This window comes from Streptomyces spiroverticillatus, assembly GCA_014650415.1.
Taxonomy (GTDB): Bacteria; Actinomycetota; Actinomycetes; order Streptomycetales; family Streptomycetaceae; genus Streptomyces; species Streptomyces spiroverticillatus.
Genome location: BMUX01000006.1, coordinates 389267 through 406601 on the forward strand (window position 1 = coordinate 389267; position 17335 = coordinate 406601).

The 17335-nt window shown below is 71.4% G+C and carries 13 protein-coding genes; 1 reads left to right on the forward strand and 12 read right to left on the reverse strand.

The window, feature by feature from the left end; all coding sequences use genetic code 11:
* Positions 1 to 26: 26 nt before the first annotated feature.
* The 12 genes from IE269_RS18935 to IE269_RS18990 form a co-directional block, all read right to left on the reverse strand.
* The gene (locus IE269_RS18935; RefSeq protein WP_189824179.1) at positions 27 to 1316 is read right to left on the reverse strand and encodes a PP2C family protein-serine/threonine phosphatase; all 1290 of its coding nucleotides are present in this window, start codon (positions 1314 to 1316) and stop codon (positions 27 to 29) included.
* Between the two features lie 2 nt (positions 1317 to 1318).
* Positions 1319 to 4000 carry a serine/threonine-protein kinase gene (locus tag IE269_RS18940; protein ID WP_189824180.1) on the reverse strand — a complete coding sequence of 894 codons (2682 nt, stop codon included), beginning with the start codon at positions 3998 to 4000 and terminating at the stop codon, positions 1319 to 1321.
* Positions 4000 to 5364: a hypothetical protein gene (locus tag IE269_RS18945; protein ID WP_189824181.1), complete on the reverse strand. Its 1365-nt coding sequence runs from the start codon at positions 5362 to 5364 to the stop codon at positions 4000 to 4002. The genes IE269_RS18940 and IE269_RS18945 overlap by 1 nt, the downstream gene beginning before the upstream one ends.
* Positions 5365 to 5441: 77 nt before the next feature.
* A complete protein-coding gene (locus tag IE269_RS18950; RefSeq protein WP_189824308.1) occupies positions 5442 to 6482 on the reverse strand; it encodes a glutamate ABC transporter substrate-binding protein in 1041 nt (346 codons plus the stop codon).
* Between the two features lie 65 nt (positions 6483 to 6547).
* Positions 6548 to 7990, reverse strand: a complete 1443-nt coding sequence (locus tag IE269_RS18955) for a hypothetical protein (protein ID WP_438817585.1) — start codon at positions 7988 to 7990, stop codon at positions 6548 to 6550.
* Between the two features lie 510 nt (positions 7991 to 8500).
* The gene (locus IE269_RS18960) at positions 8501 to 9487 is read right to left on the reverse strand and encodes an N-acetylglucosamine kinase (RefSeq protein ID WP_189824182.1); all 987 of its coding nucleotides are present in this window, start codon (positions 9485 to 9487) and stop codon (positions 8501 to 8503) included.
* Entirely contained in the window at positions 9484 to 10749 is a 1266-nt protein-coding gene (locus tag IE269_RS18965; RefSeq protein WP_189824183.1) for a 6-phospho-beta-glucosidase, read from the reverse strand. The genes IE269_RS18960 and IE269_RS18965 overlap by 4 nt, the downstream gene beginning before the upstream one ends.
* 11 nt (positions 10750 to 10760) lie before the next feature.
* Entirely contained in the window at positions 10761 to 11654 is an 894-nt protein-coding gene (locus IE269_RS18970) for a carbohydrate ABC transporter permease (protein WP_189824184.1), read from the reverse strand.
* A gap of 5 nt (positions 11655 to 11659) precedes the next feature.
* The gene (locus tag IE269_RS18975; protein WP_189824185.1) at positions 11660 to 12601 is read right to left on the reverse strand and encodes a carbohydrate ABC transporter permease; all 942 of its coding nucleotides are present in this window, start codon (positions 12599 to 12601) and stop codon (positions 11660 to 11662) included.
* Positions 12602 to 12608: 7 nt separating this feature from the next.
* Positions 12609 to 13943: an ABC transporter substrate-binding protein gene (locus IE269_RS18980; protein WP_189824186.1), complete on the reverse strand. Its 1335-nt coding sequence runs from the start codon at positions 13941 to 13943 to the stop codon at positions 12609 to 12611.
* Between the two features lie 67 nt (positions 13944 to 14010).
* Positions 14011 to 15207, reverse strand: coding sequence for an ROK family transcriptional regulator (locus tag IE269_RS18985; RefSeq protein ID WP_189824187.1), 1197 nt, complete (start codon positions 15205 to 15207; stop codon positions 14011 to 14013).
* 217 nt (positions 15208 to 15424) lie between these two features.
* Positions 15425 to 16543: a mechanosensitive ion channel family protein gene (locus IE269_RS18990; RefSeq protein ID WP_189824188.1), complete on the reverse strand. Its 1119-nt coding sequence runs from the start codon at positions 16541 to 16543 to the stop codon at positions 15425 to 15427.
* A 228-nt stretch (positions 16544 to 16771) separates the two neighbouring features.
* On the opposite strand from IE269_RS18990, the gene IE269_RS18995 reads away from it, so the two are divergent.
* Positions 16772 to 17308, forward strand: a complete 537-nt coding sequence (locus IE269_RS18995) for an HNH endonuclease (protein ID WP_189824189.1) — start codon at positions 16772 to 16774, stop codon at positions 17306 to 17308.
* Positions 17309 to 17335 lie beyond the last annotated feature (27 nt).

A 17335-nucleotide genomic window follows, 5' to 3' on the forward strand; every position in this document is an offset into this window, starting at 1 on the left:
AAGGCACGCCCCCGTGCACGTAGCTCCTACGCGTAGGCGGAGCCTGCCCCTTGCGGCGGCATCGGGAACGGCACGACCGCCACTGTTACGTTGTCGTGGCCCCCGCCGTCGAGCGCGTGCCCGACCAAAACCTGCGCGCTGTGCAGCGGCCGGGTGCCCGCGTCGAGGGGCACCGCCTGCGCCATCTCGTGCGCGGACTCCGCGTAGTTCCACAGCCCGTCCGTGCAGACGACGACCACTCCCGGCCGGTCCGGCTTGAACGACGCCGTGTGCGGATCGATCTCGTACGCGTCCGCGCCCAGCCAGCCCGTGATCGCGTGCGCCCGGTCGTCGGCGTACGCCTCGGCCTCGCCCATCAGGCCCGCCGCCACCATCTGCGCGGCCCACGAGTCGTCCTCGGTGAGCCGGGACGGCGGCGTGCTGCGGTCCTCGGGCACCCAGTACACCCGGCTGTCGCCGATCCAGCCCACCACCAGCAGACCGCCGGCGACGATCGCCGAGACCAGGGTGCAGGCGGGCGCGTTCTGGTGGCGGTGCGGGTCGTGCTCCATGGGCTGCGCCTGCTGTGCGGCGAGCGTGTTGACCGCCTCGGCGGCCGCCAGGATCGCCTCGTGCAGCGCCTGCTGGGGGTGCGTGCCGCGCGGCAGCGCCTCCTGGAGGCTGGCGTTGGCGGCGGACGCGGCGGCGGCGGACGCCTCGTCGGGGCGGGTCGCCGAGGACACCCCGTCGCAGACCACGGCGATCGTCGCCGTCGAACCGTCCGCGAGGGCCGCCTCCGAGATCGCGAACGCGTCCTCGTTGCGGTGGTGGCGCAGCCCCCGGTCGCTGACCGCCGCGACCGTACCCAGCTCGAACTCCTGGTGGTCGCGCTCGCGGGGCTGGGCGTGGCCGCAGTTCTCGCAGTAGCCGTCGGTGTCGATGCGCCCGGCCCGGCAGGCCACGCACACCTTCTGCGCGGCGGCCTGCTGCGGTGCCGGCAGCGGATAGTCGTCCGCGGTCGGCAGCTGGACGACAGGCATGTCGGCCGTGTCCTCGCCGCCGTCGTCGGCACCACCGGCGTATCCCGGGTGCCCGGCGCCGAAGTCGGGTGCGGAGACGTCCCGGGTCGGCGGGTGCGCGGGCTGCTCGGCACCGTTCAGGGGGGCGCCCGGGGCCGGTGCGCCCGGTCCGTGCGTCCCGATGGCCACCGTCGGACGGTCGGCCGGGGGCTCCGGCACCGCCGTCAGGTCGTACCCGCACACCTCACAGAACGAGTCGCCCGCTTCCAGCGGCTCCTCGCAGCCGGGGCAGGCCGACAGCTGGTGCGTCTGCGACATCATCACACCCAAGTCCGGGGGCGGAGGCGGTTGGCCCGCTCCACCAGGTCGATCCTCTCGTCGCCGCGCTGCGCGAGCCGTGCGAGCACCCGGTACGAGCGTTCCAGCCCGAAGCGCAGGCCCCGCTCGTCCAGCGGGCTGCCGAGCAGCGCGGTCTGCACGGGGCGGGCCCCGTGCCCACCGGAGAGTACCCAGTCAAGTGCCGTACCCAGCACTTCGGTGGCCAACTGCTCGCGGCGCACCGCGTCCAGGCCGAAGCCCTGGAGGGCCTCCACCTGGGCGGCGGACGCCAGTAGATCGTCGATCAACGGCTCGTGCGCGGCGCGCCGCCGCAGCCTCGCCCGTACGGCCGCCACGCGTGCCGCCGTGTAGTGGATCGACGCCTCGGGCACCGACTCCAGCGTCCGTACGGAGCCGGGCCGGTCGCCCGCGGCGAGCTGCACCCGGGCCAGGCCGAACGCGGCGCTCACATAACTGGGGTCGGTGGTCCATACCAGGCGGTAGTACTCGGCGGCGTTGTCGAGCTGGCCCAGCACCTCCGCGCACACCGCGAGCGCCAGCTTCGGCGCGGCCTCGCCGGGGAACGCGTCGTAGATCGCGTCGAAGGACAGGGCCGCCGTCTCGTTGTCACCGGCCGTCAGGGCCGCGACGCCCCGGTACCAGACCACCCGCCAGTCGTCCGGGTACGCGGCCTCCAGATCGGCCAGGGTCTGTGAGGCGGTGGGCAGTTCACCCATCTCCAGGCGGGCCCGCAGCTCGCGCAGCCGCCGCTCCACCGAGTCGCCCGGCGCCTGCTGGAGCGCCGAGATCAGCTCGGCCGGGGCGGAGGCCATCAGGCCCGCCAGGAACCCGGCGTTCGGGTCGTTCGGGTCCACCCGGGGCACCGGCAGCGCCAGCGCGGTGGTGGCGGCGTGCAGGGGCTGGAGGTAGGTGGCGGCGCTCTCCGGCGCCACGGAGGCGGCCGCTCCGGGCGGGGCCGGAGGTGCGCCGGGCGGGGCCTGAGGTGCGGGTGGGGCGCCGGGGACACCGGGGGCACCGGGGGCTTGATGCGGCACCTGGAGTGCGCCCTGGGTGGGGGCGTGGGCGACGGCCTGGGCGGACTGCTGCGCCGGGATCAGCGCCGGGGCGCTCGGCTGCGCCGGAAGCTTCCCGCCCCGCCTGGCCCTGCGCGGCGCAGGCAGGGAACGTACGCCCAACTGCGAAACGGAACCCGTCAGTTCGGCGAACAGCCCCGTGTCCGTGACCCGCAGCTCCGGGCCGAACAGCGTGGACAGCGACGGCCGGGGCCGGCCCGTCTGGAGCGCCACGACCTCCCGCAGCACGCCCGTCAGCTGATCCGCCATCTCCGATGCGGAGGCGAACCGGCGGGCCGGGTCCGGGTCGGTGGCCCGGACCAGAAGGCGGTAGAAGGACTCGTACTGATGGAAGACCGGAATGTTGTCCGGGTCCGGGAGGGAGTCCACGAAGACGTTCGTGTAGCCCTGGAAGTCGAAGGTCAGGACGGCCAGCGTGCGCGCCACCGTGTACAGGTCGGAGGCGACCGAGGGGCCGAGCTCGGCGACCTCGGGGGCCTGGTAGCCGACCGTGCCGTAGATCGCGGACTCGTCGTCGTCCATGCGGCGCACCGCGCCCATGTCGATCAGCTTGAGCTGGTCCTGCTGCTGGATCGCGTTGTCGACCTTGAAGTCGCAGTACAGGAGATTGCGGCTGTGCAGGTGGCCGAGGGCCTCGAGTGCCTCGATGCCGTACGCACAGGCCTGCTCGACCGGCAGCGGGTCGCGCTTGCCGCCGGTGTCCCGGCGCTCGTTGGCGATCTCCTTGAGGGACTTGCCGCCCACGTACTCCATGACGATGTAGCCGTCGAGGGAGCCCGTGCGGGTGTCCAGGTGCTCCACGAAGTTGTAGATGCGCACGATGTTGGAGTGCTCGATCTCCGCGAGGAAGCGGCGCTCGGAGATCGCGGCGGCCATCGCGTCCTGGTCGCCCGTGTCCAGGAGGCCCTTGAGGACCACCCAGCGGTCGGACACCGCCTTGTCGACGGCGAGGTAGACCCAGCCGAGACCGCCGTGCGCCAGACAGCCCACGACCTCGTACTGGCCGTGCACCACGTCGCCCGTGCTCAGCTTCGGGACGAAGGAGTACGGGTTGCCGCACTTGGTGCAGAAACCTTCCGTTCGCCCGGTCTTGGTGCCGCGGGAACGGCCCACCGGGGCACCGCACTCGGAGCGCGAGCAGAACCGCTTGCGCTCGGGCACCTCCGGGTTCTCCATGATCGCCGTACGGGGGTCGGGGCGCGGCACCTCCGGCACGGTGACCAGGCCCGCCCCGAGGCGGTTGCGCCCCGAGGCGGCGGTCGACTTGCCCGAGGAGCGCACGGAGACCGAACGGGACGTCGTCGCACCGGACAGCGCCCGCGAGAGCCTGCCGGAGACGGAGCGGCGGGAGGTCGCCGAGCGGGAGGAACGCGACGCCTGGGAGGACGCCCGTGAACTGCTCTGCACGGAGCTGCTGCCCGAGCCCCGGGAGGAGGCCTTGCCGCCGCCCGTGATGCCCGTGGCGGTCGCCGCGATCATGCCGTTCGGCGACACCACGGGGGCGAGCCCGCAGGTGTCGCAGTACAGCTCGCCGCCGCCCATGTCCTCGTAGTTGCCCCCGCAACCGGGGCGCTGGCAGGTCGTACTCATCAATTACCCCCGTTGGTGCGGTCGTTGGGCCCGGTGACGGAGCTGTTGGGGCCGGTGGTGGGCCGTGGCGCGAGGACGTCCCGCGCCGTCTCCTGGTAGCGCAGCACCGCCTGCTCGGCGACCCGCAGGTCGCACGGGGCGCTCCACAGCATGCGGCGGGCCGCGTCGTAGCGCTCGATGAGCTGCGGGTCCTCGGCCATGCCGTGCCGGGCCACCTTCGCCCGGTACGCGTCCAGCCTGCCGCGCAGCTCGGCGCGCACCGCCAGCGGCGCGGTGACCGCCGTCAACGACTCGCGGGCGCGCAGCAGTTCGCTCTCCGCGTCGCGCTCCAGGGAGTCGAGCAGCGGCGACAGCCGGTGCCACTGGGCGCGCCTGCGGTACTCGGCGGCCGTGGCGAGCAGCTCCTGGAGGGCGGTCGGCGGGCCGCTCACCGCGGGCACCTCGGAGGCGGCGATCTTCGCGAGGACCTCGCCGCGCGCCGATCTCGCCTCGGTGAGGGTGCGGTCCGCGCGCGAGAGCACGTCCCGCAGCTGCACGAGGCGCTGCTCGGCGTCCTGCCGTACGGTCAGCACCGCGTCGACCTCCCGGCGCACCTCCTCCAGGGCGCGCGCCGCACGGTCGTAGCGGTCGGTGTCGGGGCGGCCGCCGCCGGGGGCCGAACTCCCGGGCGCCGGACGCCAGAAGGCCAGCGGGTCGGAGACCACCTGGGAGCGCAGCAGCGTCAGCTCCTGGGTGATCGACTCCAGGTCGTCGCCCGCCGGGTGCTCGCCGGGGCGCACCCCCACCGAGTGCGCCAGCGAACGCGTGCGGTGCAGCTCCGCCGCCAGGAGGTCTATCCGGGCGGGCAGCGCCGACCACACGGCGTCGGCCGCCACCACCATGTCGAGGGAGGAGGCGTACAGGTCGTTCATCCGGCCCACCAGGTCGGCGAGCGAGAACTGCTCCGACAGCTTCGCCGGGCCCGTGATCGACGCCGGGTGGCCGTGCGCGTGCGCCCCGCCGGAGACGGTGACGCCCTCGCCGGTGAGGACGTCGGTCAGCTCCACCAGGTCCTCGCGGCTGGGCCAGCGCCGCCTGGCCCGCACCTCACGGGCGCCCTCCAGCGCCGCCGTGTACGCGTCGAAGTACGTCCACAGCAGCGTGATCGACTGCTCGGCGGACGCCCACCGGTCCTTGGTGACCCCGGTCAGCTCCGCCCCCTCCAGCAGGCGGCGGCCCGCATGGTCCTGGAGGGCGAGCAACGACGTCTCGATCGCCTCGTGCTCGGCGCCGAGCCGCGCCAGCGCGCGGTCGGCCTGGTCCCGGTCGAGCACCGGGCCCCGGGCGCTGCCCGCCGAGCCGGGGGACGATCCAGCGACGCCCATCGATCACCTCTCCTGCCGTTCGTGCTTTTCGTTGCGGATCTCGCTGTGCGCGGTCCGTCGGTCCAGGAACTGGTCCGTCAGTCCAGGAACTTCGGGGCCGGCGGGCCGGTGAGCCCCTTCAGGTCCTTCGACAGCCACTGGCCGTACGACTCCTGCCACGGCCCCTTGCCGTACGCCGCCAGCACCTTGTTGATCCGGCGCACCAGGTCGGTGGACTCCTTGTTCGTCGCGACGGCGTAGAACTCGGTGGTGAACGGCTCGGTGCCCTTCAGCTCGATCGCCGGGTCCTGCGCGGCCTGGCTGGCGGCCAGCGCGTTGTCCGTGACGATCGCGTCGACCTGGCCGAGCTGGAGGCGCACCAGGCAGTCCAGCTGGTTGGGGACCAGCAGCTCCGGAGTGTCGAACAGCGCGCCGTGGGACTCGGTCTTCATGGCGTCCAGGGCCGTGGAGCCCTTGGCCATGCAGACCTTCTTGCCCTTCAGGGAGTCGTCGTACCCGGTGATCTTGGACTCCTTGGGGGCCAGCACCTGCTGTCCCGCCTGGAAGTAGGCGTTGGAGAACGCCACCTTCTCAATCCGGTCGCAGTTGACCGTCATCGTGCGGACCACGATGTCGATCTTCCTGTCCTGGAGCAGCTTGATGCGCTGACTGGTGGGTATCGCCCGGTAGATGACGGCGTCCTCGCTGCCCAGCACCTCCTTCGCGATGGCCTTCACGATGTCGATGTCGAAGCCCTCCAGCTTGCCGGAGGCCGGATTGCGGTAGCCCCAGCGGTAGCTGTTCTGGTCGACGCCGGCGATCAGCTTGCCGCGTGCCTTGATCTTCGCGATCGTGTCGCCGTCCGCCGGGGACGGGCGCAGGCTCCGCTCGGGCTCCTGGCACGCCGGGGCCTTCGCGGCGGCCTGGGCGGCCGTACCGCTGCCCGAGCTCACCCTGTCCGCGGCGTGCTCGGCGGGCAGCGGCAGCACCGCGACACCCGCCGTCAGCGCCACCGCGGCACCCAGGGCGACCAGGCCGAGACGCCAACCGCCGCGCAGTGTCCGTGACGTCGCGCGCGCGGGGTTGTCCCCGTGCGTCCCGGCGCCGTCGGCACCGGGCCGTGCTCCGCTCGTGCTCATCGCGCTCCCCTCGGCCACCGTGTTCTCGTGCGCACCGTGCGCGTCGCGTCCCCTCATCCGCCGCATCACCTGAACTCCGAAAGCCTGCGCCCGATGCCCAGCAGCGCCGCGGCGGCCGCCAGTACGGCCAGCACGGCCGCCCCGATCGCGAGTCCGGAGAGGGCGCCCCTGCCGTCCTCGGCCGCCTCGGTGAACTCCCGCTGCTCCCAGGCCAGCGCCGTCGCCAGCGCCTGGTCGACCTTGGCGAAGGACTGGCCGGTCGAGCCGGAGGCGCCGATGACCTTCTCCAGCGCCGCGTCGTAGTCGCCCTGGTTGTCGGTGGCGCGGGCGTCCTTGTGCTGGGTCTTCCAGGCCTTCACGCTGTCCGCGGCCTTCTGTACCGGGCCCTTGCCGCCGTCGTCGTCGGCGAGCTCCCCGGCCTTCGCCAGCTGCTTCTCCAGGTCGGCCATGCCGCTGGTGTAGTCGGCCTCGTACTTGTCGTCGCCGCTCGTGGTGGTGACCGCGCCGCGCGAGACCAGGGTGAGGTTCTCGTTCGCCCGCGCCTGGAGGGAACTGATCCGGGCGTCGCTGAGCACCTTCAGCGATTCCTGTCCGTACGTCTTGGAGTCGTTCAGCCCGGAGGACGCCAGGGTGTGCCCGACCACCAGCCACAGCAGCACGGCCAGCGAGGCGGCGGACGCCCCCAGCAGACCGTGGTTGAACACCCGGTTGGTGCGGCGGTAGTTGCGCAGCTGGGCCCAGCCGAGGCCGCCCAGCGCCAGCACCCCGAGCCCGAGCGCCACGTACGGCCAGGCCGTCGCGTCGTCGTAGTCGCGGTAGAGGCGGTCGGTCTCCTCGTCGTACAGCTTCTTCGCGGCGGGCAGCAGCTGGGTGGTCATCCGCTCGTTCGCATACCGCAGGTAGGCGCCGCCGAGCGGCAGGCCCTGGCGGTTGTTGGCGCGGGCCCGCTCGATGAGGCCCGTGTACGCGGGGAGCTGCTGGTTCAGCCGGGCGATCTGCTGGCCCGACGTGCTCGTGCTGGAGGTGTTCGCCGCGGCCTTGACCAGCAGGCGGGAGGCCTCGGCGATGTCGTCGTTGTACTGCTTGATCACCAACGGCGGTTCCTGCGCGCCCGCGAGGAAACCGCTGGCGGCGGCCGTGTCGGCGTCGGCGAGGGAGCGGTAGATGCTCGCGGCGTCCGCCGACAGCGGCTGACTGCGCGTCACCACGTCGTCGGCGGCGGACTTCCGGTCGGCGACCTGCCAGGCCGTCACCGCCCCGAACGCGATCACCAGCGCGGCCAGCACGGCCCCGATGACCCGCAGCCGGCCCGGCTCGGTCGTCGCGGCGGCACGCAGCCGGTCCATGCCCTCGGACCAGGCGCTGCCGCGGGCGGGCGGCGGTTGGTGCGGTGCAAGCGGCCCGGGCGCACCGGACGTGCCGGGTGCGCCGGACGCGGGCGCTCCGGACGCGGACGCGCCGGACGCGGTGGGCGTCGGTACCACGGCGGTCCCCCCTGGGCCGCCCATCGGCGGGTGTGCCACGAGACCTCCCCCTCGGTCGTGGACGGCTGGCCCGCCCTCCGGCGGGCTCCCTCGACATGAATACGTCTCAGAGATCCGTTTGGTTCCCGTTCGGAACCCGGGAGGGGGTCCGGTCGTTGCCCAATTCGCGCCAGGGACATGCCACTTAGCGGCTGATCCTATGCGCCGATCCGCCCCCGGACCATGGCCCCCAAACCCCGGCCCGTCTCGTCCCCATATGAGCCGGGCCCTGCCATGGCCCCCCTTGGGCAGCGCCCCCCTTCCGCCGCCGTCCCCTTGGGCGGCGGGGCCGCCTATTCCGCCCAGCCCCCTTGGGCGGCGGGGCCGCCCCCCGGGGGCGGGACGGGCGGGCAAGGGGGCGGCCCGCCCGATCCGGGCCCACCCCGACACCGCCCCCTGCCCGCACCCACCGGCACCGGCCAAGCCCCGACACCCCCCGGCCCACCCCCGCACCGGCCGCGACCGCGCGAGGGGCCGAGCCCCACCCCGTACCCCCTACACGTAGTGCTCGCGCAACACCCGCCGCACAGCGGACGCCGCCCCCACCACATCCAGCCCCAACAGCGCAGCCCCCAGCACCGGCGCCGCCGTCACCACCCGCACCTCCGCCTTCGGCGCCCGCTCCGCCAGCAGCGAGGCGATCCGTGTGTCCAGCTCCGGATGCCGTGCCGCCAGCACACTCCCGCCCAGCAGTACGGGCGCCTCCTCCTCCAGGAGGCCGAGCCGCCCGAGCGCCACGGACGCCATCGCGACGACCTCGTCCGCCAGCCGGTGCACCAGGGAGCGCGCGACCGCGTCCCCCGCCGCACTCACCGCGAACACCAGCGGTGCCGCCTCGTGCAGCCGCACCGCGGGGATGCGCCCCAGGTGCAGCGCCTCCACGAGGGCGTACATGGACTCCACCCCGTAGTGCGCGGGCAGCACCGAGGAGAGGGCCGTCGGCCCGCCCCGCCCGTCCTCCGCCCGCGAGGCGAACCACATTGCCTCGTCGGCGAGGCCGCCGCCCCCGCCCCAGTCCCCGGAGATCTTCCCGATCGCCGGGAAGCGGGCGGTGCGCCCGTCGGGCAGCATGCCGACGCAGTTGATGCCCGCCCCGCACACCACCGCGACACCGCGCGGCTCGTCCACACCCGCGCGCAGGATCGCGAAGGTGTCGTTGTAGACCTCGGTCGTACGCCCCCAGCCGCGCGCCTGCACGGCAGCCGCCAACTCCGCCTCCTCGACCGGGAGATCGGCGTTGGCCAGGCAGGCCGACACATGGTCGACGCCCTCGACACCGGCTGCCGACAGTGCCGCCCCGACCGCCGCCGCGAGCGCGTCGACCGCCACCTGCAGCCCCACCAGGGGCGGCTGGAAACCGCCGCCCCTGCCGGTGCCCAGGACCCGGCCGTCCGCGCCGATCACGGCGACGTCCGTCTTGCTGTTGCCCGCGTCGATCGCCAGGACGCTGCCGTCCTCGAACCGGTGTGGGGGAGTGCTCACGCCCACGCCAGGTGCTCCCTGTTGTGCGCGATCAGCTTGTCCGTGAGCGCTTCCGCGTACTCGAACTGGCCCACCAGCGGATGTGCGAGGAGCGCCTTGAAGACACGCTCCCGGCCACCGTGCAGGGCCGCCTCCAGTGCGAGGTTCTCGTACGCCGTGACGTTCGAGACGAGCCCCGCGTACAGAGGGTTCAGCGGTGCCGCCTCAAGAGGCGTCGCCCCGCTCGCGTCGATGCGCGCCTGCGTCTCGATCACCGCGTCGTCGGGGAGGAACGGCAGGGTGCCGTTGTTGTACGTGTTGACCACCTGCACCGGTGATCCGCCGCCGCCCAGCAGCCCGGACGCGAGGTCCACGGCCGCCTCCGAGTAGAAGGCGCCGCCGCGCTTGGCGAGCAGTTCCGGCTTCTCATCGAGGGTGGGGTCGCCGTACAGCGCCAGCAGCTCCTTCTCCATGGCGGCCACTTCGGCAGCCCGGGAGGGCTTGGTGCCCAGCTCCCGCACGACCTCGTCGTGCTGGTAGAAGTACCGCAGGTAGTACGAGGGGACCACGCCCAGGCGGTCCACGATCGCGCGCGGCATGCGCAGGTCGGCGGCGATGGCGTCGCCGTGCTCGGCGATCAGCTTCGGCAGGAGGTTCTCGCCGGTCGGGCCGCCGAGGCGCACCCCGAGCTCCCACGTGAGGTGGTTGAGGCCGACGTGGTCGAGGTGCACCTCGGCGGGCGTGACGTCGAGCAGCGCGGCGAACTTCCGCTGGAAGCCGATCGCCACGTTGCACAGGCCCACCGCCTTGTGCCCGGCCTGGAGCAGCGCCCGGGTGACGATGCCGACGGGGTTGGTGAAGTCGATGATCCACGCGTCGGGGTTCGTACGGCGCACCCGCTCGGCGATGTCGAGGACGACCGGGACCGTGCGCAGCGCCTTGGCGAGGCCGCCCGCGCCCGTCGTCTCCTGGCCGACGCAGCCGCACTCCAGCGGCCACGTCTCGTCCTGGTTGCGGGCCGCCTGGCCGCCCACCCGGAGCTGGAGCAGCACCGCGTCGGCGCCGGCGACGCCCGCGTCCAGGTCGGAGGTGGTGGTGATGGTGCCCGGGTGGCCCTGCTTGGCGAAGATCCGGCGGGCGAGACCGCCGACCAGGTCCAGGCGGTCGGCCGCCGGGTCGATGAGGACCAGCTCGGTGATCGGGAGCGTGTCCCGCAGCCGGGCGAAGCCGTCGATCAACTCGGGGGTGTAGGTGGAACCTCCACCGACTACTGCGAGCTTCATGAGTTGTTGACCTAGCCCTTCACTCCGGTCAGCGTGACACCCTCGACGAACGCCTTCTGGGCGAAGAAGAACACGAGGATCACAGGGGCCATGACCAGTACGGTCGCGGCCATGGTCAGATTCCAGTTGGTCTGGTGCGCGCCCTTGAAGGACTCCAGGCCGTAACTCAGGGTCCACGCGGCCGGGTTGTCCGACGCGTAGATCTGCGGGCCGAAGTAGTCGTTCCACAGGGCGAAGAACTGGAACAGGGCGATCGCCGCGATGCCGGGCTTGGCCATCGGCAGCACGATGCGGATCAGCGTGCGGAATTCGCCGCAGCCGTCCACCTTCGCCGCGTCCAGGTACTCGTTGGGGATGGTCAGCAGGAACTGCCGCAGCAGGAAGATGGAGAACGCGTCCCCGAAGGCGAGCGGAATGATCAGCGGCCACAGGGTGCCGGTGAGGTCCAGCTGCTTCGACCAGAACAGGTACATCGGGATGATGATGACCTGCTGCGGCAGCATCATCATCGAGATCACCAGCAGCAGCGACAGATTGCGGCCGCGGAAGCGGAACTTGGCGAGTGCGTACGCGACAGGGATCGACGAGAGCACAGTAAGTACGGTGCCCAGGCCCGCGTACAGCAGGCTGTTCTTCCACCAGGTCAGGAAGCCCGGCGTCTCGAAGACCTTGACGTAGTTGCCCCACTCCCAGGTGCGCGGCACCAGGTCGCTGGTGAGCGCCTGTGCATCGCTCATCAAGGACGTGAGGAAGAGGAAGACGAACGGCAGCAGGAAGAACAGCGCCGCCGCGATCCCGAGGGAGTGCACGCCGATCCAGTGCAGCGCGGCCTTGCGGCGTGCGGTGCGGTGTGCCGGTGTGGGCGCGTCCGTGTTGAGCGGGCGCTCAAGTGTCGTGGTGGACATGGAAGTTAGTCACCTGCCTGGAGGAGGCCGCCGCGGCGTCGCATCAGCAGGGCCGTGAAGGCCATCGCCAGGACGAACAGGACGAGCGCGGCGACCGCGGCGGAGCCGTAGTCGAAGCGCTGGAAGCCGAGGTTGTAGACGAGCTGCGGCAGGGTCAGGGTCGACTTGTCCGGGAAACCGGGCTCCACCTGCTGGCCCGAGTTGCCGATGATGCCGGAGGCGACCTTCCCCGCCACGAGGGGCTGGGTGTAGTACTGCATCGCCTGGATGACACCCGTGACGACGGCGAACATCACGATGGGCGAGATGTTCGGCAGCGTCACGAAGCGGAACCGCTGCCAGGCGGACGCGCCGTCCAGCTCCGCCGCCTCGTACTGCTCCTTCGGCACGTCGAGCAGCGCGGCCATGAAGATGACCATGAGGTCGCCGATGCCCCACACCGCGAGGATGGTGAGCGCCGGCTTCGAGAAGGCCGGGTCGGTGAACCAGTCGGGAGTGGGCAGACCCAGGTCGCCGAGGATCGCGTTGACCGGCCCGGTGCCCGGGTTCAGCAGGAAGACGAAGCCGAGGGTGGCCGCCACCGGGGGCGCCAGGTACGGCAGGTAGAAGAGGGTGCGGAAGATTCCCGTACCCGTCTTGATCTTGGTGATCAGCAGGCCGATGCCCAGGCCGAAGACGACCCGGCAGAACACCATCACCACGACCAGCCAGAGGGTGTTCCTCATCGCGGGCCAGAAGTTCGGGTAGTTCTCGAAGACGTACTTCCAGTTGTCGAAGCCGTTGAAGACCGGCGCACCGAAACCGTCGTACTTCGTGAACGAGAAGTACAGCGTGGAGATCAGCGGGTACGCGAAGAACACCGCGAAGCCGATCAGCCACGGCGACATGAAGGCCGCCGTACGAAGCGCGGACTTCCTGCGCTTCGTACGGAGCGTGTTCGTGGTCATGGGAGGGCTACTTCGCCTTCGCGATGTCGGTGTCGATCTGCTGCGCGAGCTTCTCCAGGCCCGCCTTCAGGTCCTTCTCGGTGCCCTTCTCGTACTGGTAGCCGAAGTCCTGGATGGTGTTCAGGTACGTGGCACCGTTCACCGCACCCGCGGCCGTGTTGGACTTCGGGTTCTGGGCGATGTCGATGAAGGTCTTGAACTCCGGCTCGATCTTCAGCTCGGGCGACTTCAGCGCCTCGAAGGTCGAGGGCACGTTGTGGATCGCGTTGGAGAACTCCACGACCGCCTTGGTGTCGGTCGTCATGAACTTCACGAGCTCCCACGCGGCGTTCTGCTTCTTGCTCTGCGGGGCGATGCCCATCACCGTGCCGGACAGGTAGCCCTTGCCGTAGTCGGCGACCTTGTCGTCCGGCACCGGCATCGGTGCGACACCGATCCCGAAGGGCACCTTGGCGTCCTTCGCCATCCCCAGCCGCCACTCGCCGTCCAGCTGCATGGCGACCTGACCGGTGTGGAAGGGGTGCTTCGCACCGAACTCGTCACCGAAGGTGTTGCGGAACTTCTCCAGCTTCTGCAGCCCGCCGAGCTCGTCGACCAGCTTCTTCTGCGTGGTGAACATGTCCGCGAACGCCGGGTCCTTGGCGACCTGCGACTTCCCGGACGCGTCGAAGTACTGCGGGCCCCAGGAGCCCAGGTAGTGCTCCGTGGTCGTCTCGTAGCCGTGGAACGCGGGCATGAAGCCCAGCTGCTCGAAGCCGTCGCCCTTGGTCTTCGTCAGCGCCTTCGCGGCCTTCAGCAGCTCCGAGTACGTCTTCGGGGCCTCCTTGATGCCGGCCTTCGCGAAGGCGTCCTTGTTGTAGTAGAGGCCGTACGCGTCCGCCAGCAGCGGCAGCGCGCAGCGCTTCCCCTCGAACTGGGTGTAGTCGAGCATGACCTTCGGGAAGGTCTTCTCCAGATCCAGCTTCGACTTCTCGATGAACGGCTTCAGGTCCGCGAAGGCGCCCGAGGAGCAGAACTTGCCGATGTTGGACGTGGTGAACGACGACACCACGTCCGGACCCTTGGAACCGCCGCTGCGCAGCGCCTGGTTGAGCTTGTCGTCGTTGATGTTGCCGACGACGTTGACCTTGATGTTCGGGTGCGCCTTCTCGAAGCGGGCGACGTTCTCGTTGATCGCCTTGACCTCGTTCGGCTGGGCCCAGCCGTGCCAGAAGTTGATCGTGGTGTTGGCGTTCGGGTCGTCCTTCGACACGTTCTCGGCGGAGCCGGTACAGGCGGTGGCGACCACGGATATCGCGGCGACGGCGACTGCGGCGGCGGTCAGACGGCGGTTTCTGCGCATGACAAAGCTCCCAGGGGCAGGACGGGGCAGGGGGACGGCGAATTGCGTGACGGGGGACGGACGGGGTCTAGCGGGACGAGGTGTCGAACACTTCGTCGCGGGTGGCCTCCAGGGCGCTCTGGAGCGCACCTCTCAGCACGGGGTTCTGGTGGATCTCGCCGAGCACGAGACGGGGACGGGGCGCGGCCAGATCCGCCAGCTCCGTCTGCACGAGGGCCCGCAGCGGCTCACCGCCGGCGGCGGTCAGCGCTCCGGACAGGACGATCAGTTCGGGGTCCAGCACCGCCACCACGGACGCGAGTCCCACGGCCAGGCGGTGCGCGTACTCGGGCAGCAGCCCGGCCGTTCCGGGCTCCCCGCGTGCGGCGCGCCCCAGCAGGTCGACGGCCACCTCCACCGCGGGCTGCTCCGGGGTTTCCATCCCGAGCCGCTTCGCGATCCGCGGTACGGCGACGGGCCCGACCAGCTCCTGGAAGCCGCCGCCGCCCGCCTGCGCCACCCGCCGGATCAGCGGGGCGCCCGGCACCGGCAGGAAGCCCACCTCGCCCGCGCCGCCGGTCCAGCCGCGGTGCAGCCGCCCGCCGAGGACGAGAGCCGCGCCCAGTCCCGCCTCCGCCCACAGCAGCACGAAGTCCTCGTGGCCCTGCGCCGCCCCGAGCCGGTGCTCGGCGACCGCCGCCAGGTTCACGTCGTTCTCGTACTCCACGGGCATCGGCAGCACCGCCGCCAGTTCGTCCAGCAGGGTGGGGGAGTGCCAGCCCGGCAGGTGCGCGGCGTAGCGCAGCCGCCCGGTGCTCGGGTCGAACGCGCCGGGGGTGCCGATCACGACCCGGTGCAGGTCGCCCGTGGTCAGCCCGGCGTCCTTCGCGGCGCCGTCGACGGCCTGCGTCACCTGGCGCACGACACCCGTCGACGTCCTCTTGGGGGTGACGAGTTCGAAGCTGCCCACCGTCTCACCGGTGAGGTCGGCGACGGCGGCCCGGATGCGGGCGGGGGTGACGTCCAGGGCGGCGACGTGCGCGGCGCTCGCGTTGACCGCGTACAGCTGTGCGCTGGGACCCGGGCGGCCCTCCGTGGTGCCGGTGGCGACGACCAGCCCGGCGGCCTCCAGCCGGGCCAGCAGCTGGGAGGCGGTCGGCTTGGAGAGCCCGGTCAGCTTGCCGATCCGGGTGCGGGAGAGAGGGCCGTGCGCCAGCAGGAGATCAAGTGCGGCACGGTCGTTCATCGCCCGCAGCACACTCGGTGTGCCCGGAGTTGTGGCCATGACGAAGTCACCCGCCTTTCGGCTCGCCCGCTCTCCCAACCACGTTGTTAGGAAAGTTTCCTATTCGGTGCGAGGAAGGTAAGACGCAGGTGAAAGGGCCGTCAATGGGAAGCGCCCCCGAGGCAACCAAAGCGTTACCTGCGGGGGCGCAGAAGTGACGGCACGTGCCCAGGAGGGCGCTGTGTTCTTTGCGGTACGAAGTCGGGCGTACCGCTGCTTACTTGTTCAGGTTCGGGTTCGCGGCCGGGGCGGCGGGACCCGAGCCGGGAGCGGCACCGGCGGGCGGGATCGGGTTGGACGCCATCGCCTGCGGGGACAGCGGGTTGGCCATCGCGGACGGGGCGGCGACGCCCGCCGACGGGTCGGCCGGGTCCTCTTCCAGCACCGTGGCGGGGCCGCCGACGATCCGGATGCCCGCCTTGTCGAAGGCCGCCTTGACCCGCCAGCGCAGCTCGCGCTCCACCCCCAGCGCCTTGCCCGGCATCGTCTTCGCCGACAGGCGCACGATCATCGAGTCCAGCAGTACCGAGTCCAGACCCAGCACCTCGATGGGGCCCCACAGCCGCTCGTTCCACGGCTCGGCCTTCGCCATGTCCTCGGCGACCTCGGAGAGCACCTCGCGGATCTGCTCCAGGTCCTCCGAGGGGCGCACCTGGACGTCGACGCCGGCCGTCGCCCAGCCCTGGCTCAGGTTGCCGATCCGCTTGACCTCGCCGTTGCGCACGTACCAGATCTCGCCGTTGTCGCCGCGCAGCTTGGTCACCCGCAGGCCCACCTCGATGACCTCACCGGTCGCCACCCCGGCGTCGATCGTGTCGCCGACGCCGTACTGGTCCTCCAGGATCATGAAGACGCCCGACAGGAAGTCGGTCACCAGGTTGCGGGCGCCGAAACCGAGCGCCACACCGGCGACACCCGCCGACGCCAGCAACGGCGCCAGGTTGATGTTCAGCGCGCCCAGCACCATCAGCGCCGCGGTGCCCAGGATCAGGAACGACGCCACCGAACGCAGCACCGAACCGATCGCCTCGGAGCGCTGCCTGCGGCGCTCCGCGTTCACCAGCAGACCACCCAGCGCGGTGCCCTCCACCGCCTGCGCACTGTTGTTCATGTGCGCTATCAGCTTGGTGATCGTGCGCCGGATCACCGACCGCAGCACCGTCGCGATCACGATGATCAGAAGGATGCGCAGGCCCACGTTCAGCCAGGTGGACCAGTTCTGCTCCACCCAGCTCGCGGCATTGCTCGCCTTCTCGGCGGCCTCGTCGAACGTGACGGGATCGGCGGGCGGATCTGCGACCAGTAGGGCGGACCAGGACACCTCGGGCACCTCCATGCGATGTGGCAGACCCACCACACTAACGGGGCAAGGTGTCTCGCCCCGTTGACAGCGGGGCGCCGGGCCTGTGGTTCCCGACACCCCACCGGGCGGTTCCGCGCTGTGGTGCAAAACACGTGTGGCCCGTTACCGGGACGTGGTGGCGCCGCGACCAGGCATGAGGGGAGACTGGTCCCAGATCGTCCCGGCGCGAGCCACGCGCCGCCGGCGTACAAGGAGGCATCCGTGCCGCATGTCCTGGTCCTCAACGCGTCGTACGAGCCCCTCGGCGTCGTACCGCTCCGCCGCGCGCTCGTCCTCGTACTCGAAAACAAGGCACTGTGCCTTGAGGAGTCCGGCGCCTTTCTGCACAGTGCGACCCGGGTCGTCCCCGCTCCCAGCGTGGTCCGGCTGAAACGCTTCGTGCGCGTCCCCTACCGGGGGCCCGTTCCCCTCACCCGCCGTGCGCTCTTCGCCAGGGACGGCGGGCGCTGCATGTACTGCGGTGGCGTCGCAACCAGCGTCGACCACGTCATTCCGCGCAGTCGCGGCGGACAGCACGCCTGGGAGAACGTGGTGGCCGCCTGCCGCCGCTGCAACCACGTCAAGGCCGACCGGCACCTCATGGAGCTCGGCTGGCGGCTGCGCCACCAGCCCGCCCCGCCGTCGGGGCTGGCCTGGCGCATCATCGGGACCGGGCACCGCGATCCGCGCTGGCTGCCGTACCTGCAACCCTTCGGCGCCGATGACGCCCTGGCCCGGATCGACGGCATCTCCGCCTGAGACCGGGATTTTTTGTCTCCGCAGTGC

What these genes read in the sequence shown, in the direction of transcription:
- IE269_RS18935 (WP_189824179.1), bottom strand. Translation starts at nt 1,316, where the DNA reads ATGTCGCAGACGCACCAGCTGTCGGCCTGCCCCGGCTGCGAGGAGCCG.
- IE269_RS18940 (WP_189824180.1), bottom strand. Translation starts at nt 4,000, where the DNA reads ATGAGTACGACCTGCCAGCGCCCCGGTTGCGGGGGCAACTACGAGGAC.
- IE269_RS18945 (WP_189824181.1), bottom strand. Translation starts at nt 5,364, where the DNA reads ATGGGCGTCGCTGGATCGTCCCCCGGCTCGGCGGGCAGCGCCCGGGGC.
- IE269_RS18950 (WP_189824308.1), bottom strand. Translation starts at nt 6,482, where the DNA reads ATGAGCACGAGCGGAGCACGGCCCGGTGCCGACGGCGCCGGGACGCAC.
- IE269_RS18955 (WP_438817585.1), bottom strand. Translation starts at nt 7,990, where the DNA reads ATGGGCGGCCCAGGGGGGACCGCCGTGGTACCGACGCCCACCGCGTCC.
- IE269_RS18965 (WP_189824183.1), bottom strand. Translation starts at nt 10,749, where the DNA reads ATGAAGCTCGCAGTAGTCGGTGGAGGTTCCACCTACACCCCCGAGTTG.
- IE269_RS18970 (WP_189824184.1), bottom strand. Translation starts at nt 11,654, where the DNA reads ATGTCCACCACGACACTTGAGCGCCCGCTCAACACGGACGCGCCCACA.
- IE269_RS18975 (WP_189824185.1), bottom strand. Translation starts at nt 12,601, where the DNA reads ATGACCACGAACACGCTCCGTACGAAGCGCAGGAAGTCCGCGCTTCGT.
- IE269_RS18980 (WP_189824186.1), bottom strand. Translation starts at nt 13,943, where the DNA reads ATGCGCAGAAACCGCCGTCTGACCGCCGCCGCAGTCGCCGTCGCCGCG.
- IE269_RS18985 (WP_189824187.1), bottom strand. Translation starts at nt 15,207, where the DNA reads ATGGCCACAACTCCGGGCACACCGAGTGTGCTGCGGGCGATGAACGAC.
- IE269_RS18990 (WP_189824188.1), bottom strand. Translation starts at nt 16,543, where the DNA reads ATGGAGGTGCCCGAGGTGTCCTGGTCCGCCCTACTGGTCGCAGATCCG.